The organism is Roseomonas alba, from assembly GCF_019430885.1.
GTDB lineage: Bacteria > Pseudomonadota > Alphaproteobacteria > Acetobacterales > Acetobacteraceae > Neoroseomonas > Neoroseomonas alba.
On record NZ_JAHYBZ010000008.1, the window covers coordinates 82,989 to 99,317 of the forward strand.

The 16,329-nt window shown below is 71.3% G+C and carries 12 protein-coding genes; 11 read left to right on the plus strand and 1 reads right to left on the minus strand.

Going from position 1 to position 16,329, the window contains the following annotated elements; all coding sequences use genetic code 11:
- Positions 1-59 precede the first annotated feature (59 nt).
- The 7 genes from KPL78_RS21745 to KPL78_RS21775 all read left to right on the plus strand — a co-directional run bounded on the left by KPL78_RS21745 (position 60) and on the right by KPL78_RS21775 (position 6,184).
- Positions 60-1,064, plus strand: a complete 1,005-nt coding sequence (locus tag KPL78_RS21745) for an Ldh family oxidoreductase (RefSeq protein WP_219765080.1) — start codon at positions 60-62, stop codon at positions 1,062-1,064.
- Positions 1,061-1,801 carry a TrmH family RNA methyltransferase gene (locus tag KPL78_RS30890; protein ID WP_369412817.1) on the plus strand — a complete coding sequence of 247 codons (741 nt, stop codon included), beginning with the start codon at positions 1,061-1,063 and terminating at the stop codon, positions 1,799-1,801. Before KPL78_RS21745 ends, KPL78_RS30890 begins: the two co-directional genes overlap by 4 nt.
- A gap of 73 nt (positions 1,802-1,874) precedes the next feature.
- A complete protein-coding gene (locus tag KPL78_RS21755) occupies positions 1,875-2,987 on the plus strand; it encodes an ABC transporter permease (protein ID WP_219765081.1) in 1,113 nt (370 codons plus the stop codon).
- Between the two features lie 2 nt (positions 2,988-2,989).
- Positions 2,990-3,742, plus strand: coding sequence for an ABC transporter ATP-binding protein (locus tag KPL78_RS21760; protein WP_219765082.1), 753 nt, complete (start codon positions 2,990-2,992; stop codon positions 3,740-3,742).
- Positions 3,743-3,744: 2 nt separating this feature from the next.
- Positions 3,745-4,788, plus strand: coding sequence for an MlaD family protein (locus tag KPL78_RS21765; RefSeq protein WP_219765083.1), 1,044 nt, complete (start codon positions 3,745-3,747; stop codon positions 4,786-4,788).
- A complete protein-coding gene (locus KPL78_RS21770) occupies positions 4,789-5,394 on the plus strand; it encodes an ABC-type transport auxiliary lipoprotein family protein (protein ID WP_219765084.1) in 606 nt (201 codons plus the stop codon).
- 112 nt (positions 5,395-5,506) lie between these two features.
- Positions 5,507-6,184: a hypothetical protein gene (locus tag KPL78_RS21775; protein WP_219765085.1), complete on the plus strand. Its 678-nt coding sequence runs from the start codon at positions 5,507-5,509 to the stop codon at positions 6,182-6,184.
- Between the two features lie 86 nt (positions 6,185-6,270).
- On the opposite strand, the gene KPL78_RS21780 is transcribed toward KPL78_RS21775, so the two are convergent.
- Complete coding sequence (locus tag KPL78_RS21780; protein WP_219765086.1) at positions 6,271-7,035, minus strand: citryl-CoA lyase; 765 nt, start codon at positions 7,033-7,035, stop codon at positions 6,271-6,273.
- A gap of 215 nt (positions 7,036-7,250) precedes the next feature.
- Here KPL78_RS21780 and KPL78_RS21785 point away from each other — a divergent pair, with 215 nt between their 5' ends.
- The 4 genes from KPL78_RS21785 to KPL78_RS21800 are packed head-to-tail and all read left to right on the plus strand — an operon-like array spanning position 7,251 to position 16,325.
- Positions 7,251-8,648 (plus strand): efflux transporter outer membrane subunit, encoded by a 1,398-nt coding sequence (locus KPL78_RS21785; protein WP_255569310.1) that lies wholly within the window; start codon positions 7,251-7,253, stop codon positions 8,646-8,648.
- On the plus strand, positions 8,645-10,072 hold the full coding sequence (locus KPL78_RS21790; RefSeq protein WP_219765087.1) for an efflux RND transporter periplasmic adaptor subunit: 1,428 nt from the start codon (positions 8,645-8,647) through the stop codon (positions 10,070-10,072). Before KPL78_RS21785 ends, KPL78_RS21790 begins: the two co-directional genes overlap by 4 nt.
- Positions 10,073-10,081: 9 nt before the next feature.
- The gene (locus tag KPL78_RS21795; protein ID WP_219765088.1) at positions 10,082-13,201 is read left to right on the plus strand and encodes an efflux RND transporter permease subunit; all 3,120 of its coding nucleotides are present in this window, start codon (positions 10,082-10,084) and stop codon (positions 13,199-13,201) included.
- A gap of 4 nt (positions 13,202-13,205) precedes the next feature.
- A complete protein-coding gene (locus KPL78_RS21800) occupies positions 13,206-16,325 on the plus strand; it encodes an efflux RND transporter permease subunit (RefSeq protein WP_219765089.1) in 3,120 nt (1,039 codons plus the stop codon).
- The last annotated feature ends 4 nt before the right edge of the window (positions 16,326-16,329 follow it).

The following is a 16,329-nucleotide window of genomic DNA, read 5'->3' on the forward strand; positions in this document are numbered from 1 at the left end:
ATCGCATCCAAGGCACGGCATCCGCTACATCAGCATATGCGGACAAGGCGGCGCAGAACGTGACACGTCTGTCGTTGGAAGAAGCGGAGCATCTGGTCCGCGCAGCGCTGCGCCAGGCCGGCGCCGGCGCGGCCATGGCCGAGACCACGGCACGGGCCCTGCTCGCCGCGGAGGCCGCGGGCCAGGTCGGCCACGGCCTGTCGCGCGTTGCGCAATACGCGGCCTTCCTGCGCAATGGCCGCGCCGACGGCACCGCCATCCCACACATCGTCAACGAACGCGGCGGCGCAGTGCTGATCGATGCGCGGCATGGCCTCGCCTATCCCGCGCTCGCGCTGGCAGAATCCGAAGCCGCCTGGCGCGCCCGCGCGCATGGCATCGCCATCGCCGGCATCACCAATTCGCACCATTCCGGCGCCATGGGGCTGCCCGTCGCGCGGCTCGCCGCGCAGGGGCTCGTTGCCCTCGCCTTCACCAATTCGCCCGCGGCCATGCCGGTGCCCGGCGGACGCCGGCCGCTGATGGGCACCAACCCCGTCGCCGCCGCCTTCCCGCGCCGCGACGCCGCGCCGCTCGTCATCGACATGGCACTGTCCGAGGTCGCGCGCGGCAAGATCATGGTCGCCGCCAAGGAAGGCCGCCCCATCCCGGAAGGCTGGGCGCTGGATGCCGAAGGCCGCCCCACCACCGATGCGCAGGCCGCGCTGTCCGGGGCGATGCTGGCGATGGGCGGCGCCAAGGGCGCGCTGCTCGCCATGGTCGTCGAGTTGCTCTGCTGCGCCCTGACCGGTGCCGCCTTCGGCTTCGAGGCCGACAGCTTCTTCACCGACGAGGGCAACCGCCCGCGCCTCGGCCATGCGCTGCTCGTCGTCGATCCCGGCGCGCTCGCCGGCGCCAACGCCTTCGCCGCCCGCATCGAGACCTTCGTCGCCGCCATGGCCGCCGAGGACGGGGTGCGCCTGCCCGGCAGCCGCCGCGATGCCCTCGCCGCCCGTGCCGCCGCCGAAGGCATCGACATCCCCGACGCGCTCCACCAGCGCCTGCGCGCCCTCGCCGCGGCGTGACGACCGCCCGCCCCGATCTCGACCGGCATTGCGGGCCGGCGGCCGTCGCTGCGCTCTTCGCACGCCGGCCGCAGGACGTGATGCGCCTGTTCCACACTGCCGAGCGCCGGCGCGAGGCCGGGCCGCATTGCGCCGTGCTCGCCCGGCTGCGCCGCCCCTATCGCGAGGTCCCGGCCGCCGAGCTCGCCCGCATCGCCGGCACGCAGCACCATCATGGGCTCGTTGCCTTCGCCCTGCCGCGGCCGATCCCGGCCCTCGACCTGCTGCACCTGCCCGAGGCGATCGCCGGTTCGCGGGTGACGCCGGTGCTGGACGGGATTGGCAATCCCCACAATCTCGGTGCCATCGCGCGCTCGGCCGCCTTTTTTGGCTGCCGTGCCCTGGTGCTGTCGGGCGACCCGCGCCAGGCCGGCCTGTCGGACGCCGCCTTCCGCACGTCGGAAGGCGGGCTCGAAGCCCTCGATGTCTTCCGCGCCGACGACCTCCCGGGCCGACTGCGTGCCCTGGCACCGCGCGTCCTCACCCTCGCCGCCGTGCCGCGCGGCGGCATACCGCCCATCTCGATCCCCCGGGGCAAGCCGATCGCCCTGGTCCTGGGCAATGAGGAAGCGGGCCTCGCCCAGCCCAGTATTGCCGCCTGCGCCGCGCGGGTGACCCTGCCGGCGGCCGGGCCGGTGGAGAGCCTGAACGTCTCCGTCGCCGCCGCGGTGCTGATCCACGCGCTCAGCGCACCCTGACGCCGGGGTCAATCCTGTGACAATGTGACAGGAGGCTCTTGCGGTCCGTCATGGTATCTGTCCAATCGGTACGATGGACCCGAGCCCCGACGAAGCAGCGGCGCAGATCGAGGCGCAGGAGGAAGGCGGCCGCCGCGTGCTGCGCGCTTCCGGCCGCATCGACACCGAGGCGGCCGCCCGGCTGTGGCCGGAGGCGATGAAGGCCGCCGCCGGCGCGCCTTTCGCGGCATTGGAGCTGTCCGGCCTCAAGGGCATCGATTCCGCCGGGGCGGTGCTGCTGCTGACCGCGGCACCGGATGCCGAGTTCCGGGGCGCGACCGAACAGGCCGCCGCCGTGCTGGAACGGACGCGCCGCGCGCTCGGCACCGCACCGCCCGTCAGCGCCCCGACGCGCTGGCGGCCCATCACCGCCATCGGCCACGCCACGGTGGAACGCGCACGCACGGCCGTCGCCGGCATCGCCTTCATGGGCGAGGCGGTGGTGACGACGCTGCGCGTCCTCACCAGGCCCCGTCTGTTGCGCTGGTCCGAGGTGCTGCGTCATCTCGACGAGGTCGGCACGCGAGCCTTCCCGCTGACGCTGCTGCTGGGCTTCCTGATCGGCGTCATCCTCGCCTACCAGTCCTCCATCCCGCTGCGCCGCTTCGGGGCCGAGGTCTTCGTGCCCAACCTGGTCGGCATCTCCTTGCTGCGCGAATTGGGGCCGCTGCTCGCCGGGGTGGTGCTCGCCGGGCGCACGGGGTCGGCCTTCGCGGCCGAACTCGGCACCATGACGGTGAACGAGGAAGTGGACGCGCTGAAGATCATGGGGGTGGATGCCACCGCCATGCTGGTGCTGCCGCGCCTCGTCGCCGCGACCCTTGCCATGCCGGTGCTCGCCCTGCTGATGAACGTCGCGGGCCTTGCGGGCATGACGCTGATCATGGGCACGCTCGGCTACCCCTGGGCCTCGGTCCAGAACCAGCTGCAGCAATGGCTGTCGCTGCAGGACCTGTTCGGCGGCCTGTTCAAGGCGGCCTGCTTCGGGCTGGTGATCGCGGGCATCGGCTGCCGCGCGGGCCTGTCGGCCGGGCGCGGGCCGCGCGCGGTGGGCGATGCGGCGACCGCGGCGGTGGTGGGCGGCATCGTCGCCATCGTCGCCATGGATGGCGTCTTCGCCGTGCTGTTCTTCCGGCTGGGCATCTGACCATGGCCGAGGAACCCGTCATCCGCGCCGAGGGCCTGGCCGTGCGCTTCGGCAGCCGCACCATCTTCAAGGACGTCACCTTCGACGTCCGCCGCGGGGAGATCTTCGTCATCCTCGGCGGGTCCGGCTGCGGCAAGTCCACCCTGCTCAAGGCCCTGATCGGCCTCGTCCCGCTCGCCGCCGGCCATGCCTGGCTGCTGGGCGAGGAACTGGCCGCCGAGGACGACGCCGCCCGCCGCGCGCTGTTGCGCCGCATCGGCGTGATGTGGCAGTCCGGCGCCCTGTTCGGGAGCATGACCCTGGCGGAGAACATCGAACTGCCGCTCGAGGAGCATACCGACCTGCCCCGCGCCGCGCGGGAGGCCGTCGCGCGGTCGAAGCTCGGCCTGGTCGGCCTCGGCGATGCCGCGGGGCGGCTGCCGGCGGAGATCTCCGGCGGCATGGCCAAGCGCGCGGGCATCGCGCGGGCCATGGCGCTGGACCCGCCATTGCTGTTCCTGGACGAGCCCTCGGCCGGGCTCGATCCCATCACCTCGGCGGGGCTCGACAAGCTGATCAAGGACATCGCGCGCGACACCGGCACCACCTTCGTGGTGGTGACGCATGAACTGCAATCGATCCTCGCCATCGGGGACCGCTGCATCATGCTGGACAAGGACGCTCAGGGCATGATCGCCGAGGGCGACCCGCGCCGCCTGAAGGCGGAAAGCACGCAACCCACCGTCCGCGCCTTCTTCCGGCGGGAGGCCGCCTGACCATGCCCCGCTCCGGTCGCTCGCTCTACCTGCGCGTCGGCATGCTGGTGGTCGCCGGCATCGTGCTCGCCATCGGCTTCATCCTCTTCCTCACTTCCGGCGGCTTCGGCCGGCGGCAGATGGTGTTCGAAACCTATGTGCGGGAATCCGTCGCCGGCCTTGATGTCGGCGCGGCCATGCGCTTTCGCGGCGTGCCGGTCGGACGGGTGACGGAACTCGGCCTCGCCACGGTGATTTATGGGGCCTCCGATGGCGGGCTCGATGACAGCGCCAACCGGCTCGTGGTGATCCGCTTCGCCGTCGATCCCGAACGCTATGGCCATACGCCGGTGGAGGACGCGGTGCGGGCCGGCCTGCGCGTGCGCATCGCAAGCACCGGCGTCACCGGCGTCTCCTATCTGGAGGCCGATTTCGTCGATCCGGCGCGCTTTCCGCCGATCCGGGTGCCCTGGACGCCGGCCTTCCCCTACGTCCCCTCCGTGCCCTCCACGATTACCCAGGTGACGACAGCGGCGGAACGGCTGATGACGCGCCTGTCCGAAGTGAACATCGATGCCCTGTTCACCTCCGCGACCGAGCTCTTCGAGGAATTGCGCACCCAAGTGGGCAGCCAGGGGGACCTCGGCACGACGCTGCGCGAGGCGGCGGCGACCATAACGGCCCTGCGCCAGGCCATCGAGGGCGCGGAACTCGCCGCAACGGTGCGCGAGATCCGCGGGGCCGCCACGCGCGTCGGCGGCGCGGGACAGGCGGCCGAGACCCTGCTGCAGAGCCCCGAAGTCGCCAATGCCGCGCAGAATATCGGCCAGGCTGCCGCCGATCTGCGCGTCGCGCTGGCCCGCCTGCCCGCCGTGATCCAGGCGATGGAAGCCACGCTGCGCACCATCCGCGGCACAACGGGGGATGCGCAGGCCGATCTCGGCCCGCTGCTGCGCGACCTGCGTGCCACCGTCTCCTCCTTGCGCGACACCGCCGAGCAGCTCCGCCGCAGCCCGTCGCAATCGCTGTTCGGCCAGCCGCCGCCACCGCCCCGGGACCGCCGCTGAATGACACGACGCCGCCTGATCCTGATCGCCCCGGCCGCGCTCGCCGCCTGTTCGGTGCTGCCCGATCGCCCCTACATCCCGACCGAGCGCTTCCCGCTGGAGCCCCGGCGGACCGGGGCACCCGTGGCGCGCCTCGGCCGGCGCACCCTGCTGCTGCGCACGTTGGGCGCCGGGGCGGGGCTCGATTCGCGCAACCTGCGCGTCCTGCGCCCGGACGGCACCGTGCAGGTCGATTTCTACGCCGAATGGGCCGCCCTGCCGGCCGAAGGCGCCGAGCAGGCGCTGCGCCGCTGGCTGATCGATTCGCGGCTCTTCTCGGCCATCCTCGCGCCCGGAAGCCGGCTGAACCCGGACTTCATCATGGAAGGCGAGCTGACCACGCTGATCGCCGATCAGGGCCAGGGAATCGCCCGTGCCGAGCTGACCCTGCTGCTGATCGACGAGCGCAACGGCAGCCGGCTGGTCGGGCAGCTCGTCTCGGAAGGCACGGCGCCGCTGCCCGGCGGCACCGCGCCGCCCACCGCCGAACAGGCGGCATCCGCGATGACCGCCGCCCTCGGCAACGCCTTTGCCTCGCTGGAACGCGCGCTGACCCGCTACGGCTGAAGCGCTTCGCACGGTGTGATCCGGCGCGGTTGGCGGTGCCGGCCTGCTCGGCTAGCCTTCCGACGAAATGAACGGGCGCCGTGCCCGGCCCCCGTCGGGAAGGAGAGCCTGCATGCTGTTTCGACGCCTGGCCATAGCCGCCGCAGCCCTCGCCGCTGCCACCGGCCTGGCCCCCGCCGCCATGGCCCAGACGGGTGACCCGTCCTTCAACCTGGTCAACCGTAGCAGCCGGGTGATCTACGAGGCCTATGCCTCCCCCTCCTCGGACAGCAACTGGGGGGCCGACCGGCTCGGCCAGAATGTGATCCCGGCGGGGCGCAGCTTCGTCATCCGCCTGCCGCAGGGCGAATGCATCTACGACGTCCGCGTCGTCTATGACCGCCAGGGCGGCCCGGCCGAGGAACGCCGCAACATCAACCTGTGCAACCTGACCGAGCTCGCCTTCGACGGCCGCGGCCAGCAGCAGGGTGGGCCGCCGCAGCAGCAGGCGCCGCAGCAGCCGCAGGCCCGCCCGGGCCAGGGCCAGCAGGGCAACCCGTCCTTCAACCTGGTGAACCAGGGGCAGCAGCCGGTGATGGAGGTCTATGCCTCGCTGGCCACCGACCAGAACTGGGGGCCCGACCGGCTGGGCAACGACACCGTCGCCCCGGGCGCGGTCTATGCGATCCGCCTGCCGGAAGGGGACTGCATGTACGACATGCGCTTCGTCTACCAGAACGGCCAGTCGCAGGAACGCCGCGGCGTGAACCTGTGCGAAGTGACCAACGTGGTCCTGCCGCTGCAGCAATAGGCCGGACAAGGGCTTCGGAAGGGGCGGTTCCGGGAACGGGCCGCCCCTTTCTGTTGCCTGGAGGGGTAAAGGCAGCCGCCTCGCCCTCAGCCCGCTGGCGGATCCCGGTATTGCACGGCCTGCTTGGCGAGCTTCTCGATCAGCCGCGCCGATCCGCTCTGCCGTTCCTCGGCGATGTGCGCGACCAGCCCGCCGCTGCGCGACACCACCGCGAGCCCCCGCATCACCTCTGGCCCGAAGCCGATATCGGAGAACAGCGCCCCGATCGCCCCGGTCGCGTTGATCGTCAGGTGCCGCCCGGCGGCGCGGTCCACCTCCTCGGCCAGGATGCGGAGCATGGCGATGTGGGGCCCGGCCGCGCCCGCTTCCTCGGCGATCGCGAAGAGCCGGGGGGAGCGCGGATCGTCCGGCTTGTGGAAGCGGTGGCCGAAGCCCGGCACGGCCTTCTTCTCGCCACGGAACTTCGCGACAACCCCGGCGCAATAAGCGCGCGCATCACCGCCTTCGCGCACACCCGTCTGAAGAATCCGCGCGCAGCCTTCCATGGTGCCCATGAAGGTGTCGCCGATGGTCATCAGGCTGGCGCCCATCGCCACCTGCATCTGGTCCGGCACGGCGCTGGCAACGAAACGGGCGGTCAGGGTGTTCAGGGTGAGGCCATGCTCCATCAGCACCACCAGGCAGGCGTCCAGCACCCGGGTCTCGGCCGGTGTCGGCACGCGTCCGCGCAGCAGGAAGAACACCATTTCGGTATAAGTCAGGTGGCCGACCAGTTCGCTCACCAGATCCTTGCCGCGGATGGTGATGGAGGTCTCGTCGGCGGTGCACAGATAGGTCGTGTCGTTGTCCATGACGTTTCCATTGGCCCGTGGGGGCCGGAAGTCCGGGGCGAAGGCGGCCCGGTCCCGGCGATCCCCTGTTGCCATTCGATACTGGCGCAGCCCAGGCGGGCAGGCCAAATAGAGTTGAGAAGGGTTCGCACCCATGGTGGCAATTCAGGTTGATGTCCGGCTCCGTATCGTCCTTCCCATCACCGACCCGCCGGGGCGGCGCTGCTGGCGCCGCCATGCTGATGCTTGCCCTGTCCGCCTGCGCCCTGCCGATCGAGCCGGCTGAGTCCGGCCTCACGGCGCCGGTCCGCTTCGTCGCCGGGGGCGGCGCGGCGGCGCCCGCCCTGGGGCCCGACCCGGCCTGGTGGCAGGCCTTCGGCGCGCCCGACCTCGACCGGCTGATGGCCGGCGCCATGGCGGGCAATCTCGACATGGCGGCCTCGATCGCGCGGCTGCGCCAGGCCGATGCGGCCCTGCGCATCGCCGGGGCCCAGTTGCTGCCCTTCGTCGATGCCAGTGCCTCGGTCGCGCGGACCCGCGGCACCTCCTCCACCCCCGGCACGCCGGCCAATGCGGGGCGGCAATATGGCGGGTCGCTCAGCGCCAGCTACCAGATCGACTTCTGGGGCAAGCTGGCGGCGCAGCAGCAATCGGCGCAGGACAGCGTCTCGGCCGCGGAATTCGACATCGGCACCGTCACCCTGGCGACGCAATCCTCGGTCGCCGTGACGCTGTTCGACCTGCTCGGCGCCCAGGAACAGCTCGCCGTGCAGCAGGAAAACCTGCGCACCGCCGAGCGCACCCTGCTGATCCTGCGGGAACGCCTGACGGTCGGCACGGCCACCGGCCTCGACGTCGCGCAGCAGGAGACGGTGGTGGCGCAGCAGCGCGGCCAGGTCCCGCCGCTGCGCCGGACCATCGAGGCCGACACCTTCGCCCTCGCCACCCTATCCGGCCTGATGCCGGCCGAGGTGACGGTGGCGGCCCAGCGCCTCGCCACCATCCGGGTGCCCGAGATCGCGGCCGGCCTGCCCGCCGAGGTGCTGACCCGCCGCCCCGATGTCCGCCAGGCGGAGGCGAACCTCGCCGCCGCCAGCGCCGATGTCACCGTGGCGCGCGCCGCCCTGTTCCCCACCATCACCCTGACCGCGGAGGGCGGATTGCAGAGCATCGCCCTGCAGACCCTGCTGCGCCCGGGGGCGACGATCTACGGCATCGGCGCGAACATCGCGCAGACCATCTTCGATGGCGGCCAGCTCCGCGCGCAGCTCGAACAGACCCGCGCGCGGCGGGAGGAACTGCTGGCGAACTACCGTCGCGCCATCCTCGCCGCCCTGCAGGACACCGAGACGAGCCTGTCCGCCCTGGCGAACGACCGCGAATCGGTCACGCTGCAGGCCGCCCGCGTGGACGCGGCCCAGCGCGCCTTCGCCGTCGCGGATGCGCAGTTCCGCGCCGGCACCATCGACCTTCTCACCCTGCTCATCACCCAGTCGAACCTGTTCACCGCACGCGCGGCGCTCGCCCAGGCGCAGACCTCGCGCCTGCAATCGGCCGCGGCGCTGTTCATCGCGCTCGGCGGTGGCTGGACGGTGGATATCGCGCGCCAGACCCGGACGAGGACCGCATCATGAATGAGCTGCCCCGTCCGCCGAAGCCTGCGGAAGCGCCGCGCACGCTGGAAAGCACGCCGGAGGAGGGTGCGCCGCGGCGCCGGCGCCGCTGGCCGTGGCTGCTGCTGGTCCTGCTGCTGGCCGGCGGGGGCTGGTATGCCTGGACGCGCGGCCTGCTGCCCTTCCTGCCTCCACCCGCGGCCACCACCGCGACCGCGCCGGCGGGCGGGCCGCCGCGCGGCCGGCCCGCGATCCCGGTGACCTCGGCCGATGCCGCCGTGACCGACGTGCCGATCGTGCTCGATGCGCTGGGCACGGTGCAGGCCTTCAACACCATCACCATCATCCCCCAGGTGACCGGCCGCATCACCGAGATCGCCTTCACCGAGGGCCAGGAGGTCAAGGCCGGCGACGTGCTGGTGCGGCTCGACCCGCGCGCCTTCCAGGCCACGCTCGACCAGGCGGTCGCGACCAAGGCGCAGCGGGAGGCACAGCTCGCCAATGCGCGCCTCGACCTCCAGCGCTACCAGCAGCTCATGCGCATCAACGGGGCGTCCCAGCAGACGCTGGACACGCAGCGCGCCTCGGTCGCGCAGCTCGAGGCCCAGGTGCAGTACGACCAGGCGACGATCGACAATGCACAGGTGCAGCTCGACTACACGGTGATCCGTGCGCCGATCGACGGGCGCATCGGCCTGCGCCAGGTCGATGTCGGCAATCTGGTGCAGTCAAGCTCCTCGGGCATCGTGACCATCACCCAGATCCGCCCGGTCAGCGTGACCTTCACCCTGCCGCAGCAGGCCCTGCCCGAGGTGCAGGAGGCGATCGCCGCCGGCCCCGTGCCGGTCGTCGCGCGGCTGCCCGAGCCGACCACCCCGCGGGCCGACGGAGCCACGCCGCCGCCCAACCCGGTCGGCACGCTGGTCACCCTCGACAACCAAGTGGATGCCGCGACCGGCACCATCCGGCTGAAGGCGACCTTCCCGAACGAGGACCAGCGCCTCTGGCCCGGCGCCTTCGTGAACGTGCAATTGCAGGTCGCCGTGCTGCATGGCGTGACGGCCGTGCCACTGGTCGCCGTGCAGCGCGGCCCGGATGGCCCCTATGTCTTCGTCGTCGCGGAGAACAGCACCGTGGAGCAGCGGCCGGTCACCCTCGGCGTCCTCACCGGAACGCAGGCGGTGGTGCAGCGGGGGCTGCGGCCGGGCGAGCGCGTCGTGACCTCCGGCGCGCTGCGCCTGACCCCGGGCGCGCTGGTGCAGGTGGCCGAGCCGGTGCGCCCGCCGGCGAATACCAACCAGCCGCGGCGCCGCCGTCCGGGCGGCGAGGGCGGCCCGCCAGGGGCCGGCCAGCCCCGCAATGGCCAAGGCAGCCCCGGCCAGCCGGGGGGCGACCAGCCCGCCGGCACCCCGCCAGCCGCGGGCCCGCCCGGCGCGCCGCGCTAGGCCGCCGCGATGAGCATCTCGGCCCCCTTCATCGCGCGGCCGATCGCCACCTCGCTGCTCGCCGTGGCGATGCTGCTGGCGGGAATCTATGGCTATCTGCGCCTGCCGGTCTCCTCCCTGCCCGAGGTCGATTTCCCCACCATCCAAGTGACGACGCAGCTTCCCGGCGCCTCGCCCGACACGGTGGCGGTGCTGGTCACCGCCTCGCTGGAACGGCAGCTCGCGCAGATCTCCGGGCTGAACGAGGTCGTCTCGGTCAGCGGGCCAGGCGTCAGCCGCATCACGCTGCAATTCAACCTCGGCCGTGACATCGACGACGCGGCGCAGGATGTGCAGGCCGCGATCAACGCGGCGCGCGGGACGCTGCCCTCCTCCCTGCCCTATCCGCCGACCTACCAGAAGGTGAACCCGGCCGATCCGCCGATCCTGACCCTGGCGCTCACCTCCGACACCCAGCCGGTCGCGCGGCTGTCGGATGTGGTGGACACGCTGCTGGCGCAGCGCCTCGCGCAGGTGGGCGGCGTCGGACGCGTCGCGGTGCAGGGCAACATGCGGCCGGCGGTGCGGCTGCAGGTCGATCCGCAGCGCCTCGCCGCCTATGGGCTGGGGCTGGAGGATGTCCGCAGCGCCGTCGTCGCGGCCAATGTCGCGGGCCCGAAGGGATCAGTGGACGGGCCGCAGCAGGCCTCCGCGGTCATGGCGAACGACCAGCTCAGCACGCCAGCTTCCTTCGAGAACATCGTCATCGCATGGCGCGGCACCGCGCCGGTGCGCCTGCGCGACGTGGGCGCGGCGGTCGAGGATCTGGAGAACACGCTCACCGCCGCCTGGTTCAACGGCAGGCCGGCCATCCTGCTCGACATCCAGCGCCAGCCGGGGGCGAACATCGTCGCCACCGTCGCCGCGCTGCGCGCCCAGTTGCAGACGCTGGAACGCGCATTGCCGGCCGGCACGCATCTGTCGGTCGTGTCGGACCGCACCGAGATGATCCGCGCCTCGGTGACCGAGGTGCAGCTCACCCTCATCATCGCCGTGGTGCTGGTGGTGCTGGTGATCTTCCTGTTCCTGCGCACCCTGCGGGCGACCATCGTGCCGGGCATCGCCCTGCCGCTGTCCATCATGGGCACCTTCGGCATCATGGCGCTGGCGGGCTTCACCATCGACAACCTGTCGCTGATGGCGCTGGTCATCGCGACCGGCTTCATCGTCGACGACGCCATCGTCATGATCGAGAACGTCGTCCGCCTGGTCGAGAAGGGCATGCCCCCGCTCCAGGCGGCCTTCGAGGGCGCGAAGCAGATCGGCTTCACCATCGTCTCGCTGACCGTCTCCCTGATCGCCGTCTTCATCCCGCTGCTGTTCATGGAAGGCGTGGTCGGGCGGCTGTTCCGCGAATTCGCCATCGTGCTGTCGGTCTCGGTGCTGGTGTCGATGGTGGTGTCGCTGACGCTGACGCCGATGATGTGCGCCTACCTGCTGCGGCCGGCGGAGGAAGAGAAGCCCGGCCTGATCAACCGTGCCTTCGAGGCCGGCTTCGAAGCAATGCGCCGCGGCTACGCCGTGACTCTCGCCTGGGCGCTGCGGCGGGAGGGGCTGATGCTGCTGCTCGCCCTGCTGACGCTGGGCGGCACGGTCTGGCTCTACATCGCCATGCCGAAAGGGTTCCTGCCGCTCCAGGACACCGGCATCATCGCCATCACCACCGAGGCGCCGCAGGACGTGTCCTTCCGGCGCATGTCCGACCTCCAGCGCCGTGTCGCCGAGGTGGTCGCGGAAGACCCTGAAGTCGCGGCCGTCGCCTCCGTCGCCGGGGCCGGCACCATCAACCCGGCGCAGAACACCGGCCGCCTGACCGTTGTGCTTCGCCCGCGCGACCAACGCGCAGACGACACCCAGGCGGTGATCGACCGGCTGGCCCCGAGACTCGCCGCCATTCCCGGCATCGTCGCCTACCCGCAGGCAGTGCAGGACATCCAGATCGGCACGCGCACCTCCAGCACCCAGTACCAGTACACGGTGATGGATTCCTCCGCGACCGAGCTCGCCACCTGGGCGCCGCGGCTGCTCGACGCCCTGCGCGCCCTGCCCGAGCTGCGCGACGTCGCCACCGACCAGCGCGAGGACGGACTGCGCCTGTCCGTCACCGTGGATCGCGCGCGTGCCGCGCGGCTCGGCGTGACGATGCAGGCGATCGACGACACGCTCTACGACGCCTTCGGCCAGCGCCAGATCAGCACCATCTACGGCCAGGCCAACCAGTATCGCGTGGTGCTGGAAGTGGACCCGGCCATGGCCGGCGACCCGGCGATGATCGGCCGGCTGCGCGTGCCCGGCAGCAGCGCCACGGTGAACAACGTGACCGCCGCGGCCCAGGTGCCGCTCGCCGAGCTCGCCACCATCGAGCGTGTCTCGGGGCCCCTGACGGTCACCCGGCAGGACCAGTTCCCGGCGGTGACACTCAGCTTCAACCTCGCCCCCGGCGTGTCGCTGGGCTCGGCCGTGAACGCCATCGCGCAGGCCGAACGCAGCCTCGGCATGCCCGACACCATGGTCGGCACCTATGGCGGCGACGCGGCGGAATTCCAGCGGTCCCTCGCCGGCCAGGGCTGGCTGATCCTCGCCGCCATCATCGTCATCTACATCGTGCTCGGCGTGCTCTACGAGAGCGTGATCCACCCGATCACCATCCTCTCGACGCTGCCCTCGGCCGGCATCGGCGCGCTGCTGGCGCTGCGGCTGTTCGGGCTCGACCTCAACGTCGTCGGGCTGATCGGCATCGTGCTGCTGATGGGCATCGTGAAGAAGAACGCGATCATGATGATCGACTTCGCGATCGAGGCGCAGCGCGACCATGGCCTGTCCCCGCGCGAGGCGATCACTGAAGCCTGCCTGCTGCGCTTCCGCCCGATCATGATGACGACGCTCGCCGCCATCCTCGGCGCGGTGCCGCTGGTGCTCGGTCATGGCGCTGGCAATGAGCTGCGCCTGCCGCTCGGCATCTCGGTCATCGGCGGGCTGATGCTGAGCCAGATCATCACGCTTTACACCACGCCGGTCATCTACCTGGCGATGGAGGACCTGCGCGCGCGCTTCGCCCGCCCCACCGCGCGCACGCAGCCGGCGGAATAGCGCCATGTCGATCTCCGCCCCCTTCATCGCGCGGCCGATCGGCACGACGCTGCTGGCCATCGGCCTCGCGCTCGCGGGCATCACCGCCTATTTCAACCTGCCGGTCGCGCCCTTGCCGCGGGTCGATTTCCCGACCATCGCGGTGACGGCGAGCCAGCCCGGCGCCGATCCGATCATCATGGCGTCCTCCGTCGCCGCGCCGCTGGAACGCCGCCTGGGCGAGATCCCGGGCGTGACGGAGATGACCTCGACCTCCAGCCTCGGCAGCACCAACGTCATCGTGCAGTTCGACCTGTCGCGTTCCATCGCCTCGGCCGCGCGGGACGTGCAAGCGGCGATCAACGCGGCGGGGCCGGACCTGCCCTCAGGCCTGACTGCCCCGCCCTCCTTCCGCAAGCTGAACCCGGCGGATGCGCCGGTGCTGATCCTGGCGCTGACCTCGGAGACCGTCACCCCGGGCGCGATCTATGACGCCGCGGACAGCATCCTAGCCCCCCGCATCGCCCAGGTGCCGGGCACGGCGCAGGTCAGCCTGTCCGGGGCCGAGCAGCCGGCCATCCGCGTTTCGGTCGACCCCGCCGCCGCGGCCGCGGCGAATGTCTCGCTCGACCAGATCCGTACCGCGATCACCCGCGCCAACGTCACCCAGGCGACGGGGATCGTCGATGGACCGGAGCAGGCCGCGACCATCGCGGTCAACGACCGCCTGACCACGCCCGAACAATTCGGCGCCATCATCGTCCGGCAGTCCGGCGGCGCGGTCGTGCGCCTGGACGGCGTCGCCAGCGTCGAGGTCGGCGCGCGCGACCGCCGGCAGGCCGGACTCTACAACGGGCGTCCCGCCGTCATCGTCACCGTCTACAAGCAGGCCGACGCCAATGTGCTCGAGGTGGTGGACGACATCCGGGCCCTGATGCCCGACCTGCAACGCTGGATGCCGGCAGGCATCAACGTCACCGTCATGCGCGACCGGTCCGAGACGATCCGCGCCAGCGTCGAGGAAGTCGAGATCACGCTACTGATTAGCATCGCGCTGGTTGTCCTCGTCGTCGCCGCTTTCCTGCGGCGCAAATCGGCGATCTTCGCCGCCGGCGTCGCGGTGCCGCTGTCCCTGCTCGGCACCATCGGCTGCATGTGGCTGGCGGGGTTCTCGCTCAACAACTTCACCCTCATGGCGCTGACCATTTCGGTCGGCTTCGTCATCGACGACGCCATCGTGATGATCGAGAACATGGCCCGCTACACCGAGCGCGGGCTGAAGCCGATGGAAGCCGCGCTGGAAGGCGCGAAGCAGATCGGCTTCACCGTCGTCTCGATCAGCCTTTCGCTCATCGCCGTCTTCATCCCGCTGCTGTTCATGGGCGGCATCGTCGGACGCATGCTGCGGGAATTCGCCGCGACCCTGTCCATTGCGGTCGGCATCTCCGCACTGATCTCCCTGACCGTCACGCCGATGCTGGCGGCGCATCTCGCCAGCCACGATCCGCGCCCGCCCGGCCGCTTCGGCCGTGCCTTCGAAGCCGGGATGGACTGGCTGATCGACCACTACATCAGCACCCTGACCGTCGCGCTGCGCTGGCGGCGGACCATGCTGACGCTGACCATCGGGCTGATCGGGCTGACCGTCTGGCTCTACACGGTGGTGCCCAAGGGCTTCTTCCCCGACCAGGACAGCGGGCTGATCTTCGGCGCCGCCCAGGCGCAGCCCGACACCTCCTTCCAGCAGATGACCGTCTACCAGCAGAAGGTCATGGAGGTGATCCGCGCCGATCCGGCGGTGGAGAACGTCTCGGCCTCGGTCGGCGGCGGCGGCTTTTTCGGCGGCTCCGCCTCGGTGCGGCTGCAGATCTCGCTGAAGCCGCAGGACCAGCGCCCCGGCACCACGGCGATGGACGTCATCAACCGGCTGCGCGGGCCGCTCTCCGCCGTGTCCGGCGTGCAGACCTTCATGCGCCCCGTCTCGGACATCGTCATCGGCGGGCGGCAGGGCAATGCGTCCTACCAGTACGTGCTGCTCTCCCCCAGCGTCGAGGACCTGTTCACCTGGAGCGAGGCACTCGTCCGCCAGCTCCGCACCGTGCCGCAGGTCGAGGACGTCTCCTCCGACCAGCAGCGCACCGGCCTCGTCTCCCGCCTCATCATCGACCGCGATGCGGCCGCGCGGCTCGGCATCTCGGTGCAGGCGCTGGATGCGACGCTGAACAACGCCTTCGCGCAGCGCCAGGTCTCGACCATCTACCGCCCGCGCAACCAGTACCGCGTGGTGATGGAGATCGACCCGGAGCTGACGCAGTCACCCGAGAATCTCGACCGCGTCTTCCTCCCCGGCCGCGACGGGCCGGTGCCGCTCGGCGCCGTGGCGCGGCTCGAACGCGGCATCTCGCCGCGCCAGATCACGCATCAGGGCCTGTTCCCCGCCGCGACCATCACCTTCAACCTCGCCCCCGGCGTCTCCCTGGGCGAGGCCGCCGCCGCGATCGACAAGGCCGCGCTCGACATCCAGATGCCCGCGACCATCCGCGGCGAGTTCGCCGGCAATGCCCGCAGCTTCCGTGACTTCCAGTCCGGCCTGCCGCTGCTGATCCTCGCCGCGATCGTCGCGATCTACATCGTGCTCGGCGTGCTCTACGAGAGCCTGATCCATCCGCTGACCATCATCTCCACCCTGCCCACGGCGGGAATTGGCGCACTCCTGGCGCTGCTCGCGACGACGCTGTCCTTCACCCTGATCGCGCTGATCGGCGTCATCCTGCTGATGGGTATCGTGAAGAAGAACGCCATCATGATGGTGGACTTCGCCCTGGAACATGAACGCGAGGGCGGCGAAGGCGGCATGCAGGCCATCCTCGAAGCCTGCCGCGAACGCTTCCGGCCGATCCTGATGACGACCCTCGCCGCCCTGTTCGGCGCCGTGCCGCTGGCGCTGGCGACCGGCGCGGGGGCCGAGCTGCGGACGCCGCTCGGCGTGACCATCATCGGGGGCATGCTCGTGTCGCAGGTGCTGACGCTCTACACGACGCCGGTGGTGTACCTGGCGCTGGAAGGCCTCGCGACGCGGCGGGGCGGGCCGCGGCGGAAGATCATGATGGAAGGCGGGGGGATCGCGGTGCCGCCGAAGGCTTGAGTCA

Coding starts and splice junctions, on each gene's coding strand:
- KPL78_RS21755 (WP_219765081.1), top strand. CDS start 1,875: ATGGACCCGAGCCCCGACGAAGCAGCGGCGCAGATCGAGGCGCAGGAG.
- KPL78_RS21760 (WP_219765082.1), top strand. CDS start 2,990: ATGGCCGAGGAACCCGTCATCCGCGCCGAGGGCCTGGCCGTGCGCTTC.
- KPL78_RS21765 (WP_219765083.1), top strand. CDS start 3,745: ATGCCCCGCTCCGGTCGCTCGCTCTACCTGCGCGTCGGCATGCTGGTG.
- KPL78_RS21770 (WP_219765084.1), top strand. CDS start 4,789: ATGACACGACGCCGCCTGATCCTGATCGCCCCGGCCGCGCTCGCCGCC.
- KPL78_RS21775 (WP_219765085.1), top strand. CDS start 5,507: ATGCTGTTTCGACGCCTGGCCATAGCCGCCGCAGCCCTCGCCGCTGCC.
- KPL78_RS21780 (WP_219765086.1), bottom strand. CDS start 7,035: ATGGACAACGACACGACCTATCTGTGCACCGCCGACGAGACCTCCATC.
- KPL78_RS21785 (WP_255569310.1), top strand. CDS start 7,251: ATGCTGATGCTTGCCCTGTCCGCCTGCGCCCTGCCGATCGAGCCGGCT.
- KPL78_RS21790 (WP_219765087.1), top strand. CDS start 8,645: ATGAATGAGCTGCCCCGTCCGCCGAAGCCTGCGGAAGCGCCGCGCACG.
- KPL78_RS21795 (WP_219765088.1), top strand. CDS start 10,082: ATGAGCATCTCGGCCCCCTTCATCGCGCGGCCGATCGCCACCTCGCTG.
- KPL78_RS21800 (WP_219765089.1), top strand. CDS start 13,206: ATGTCGATCTCCGCCCCCTTCATCGCGCGGCCGATCGGCACGACGCTG.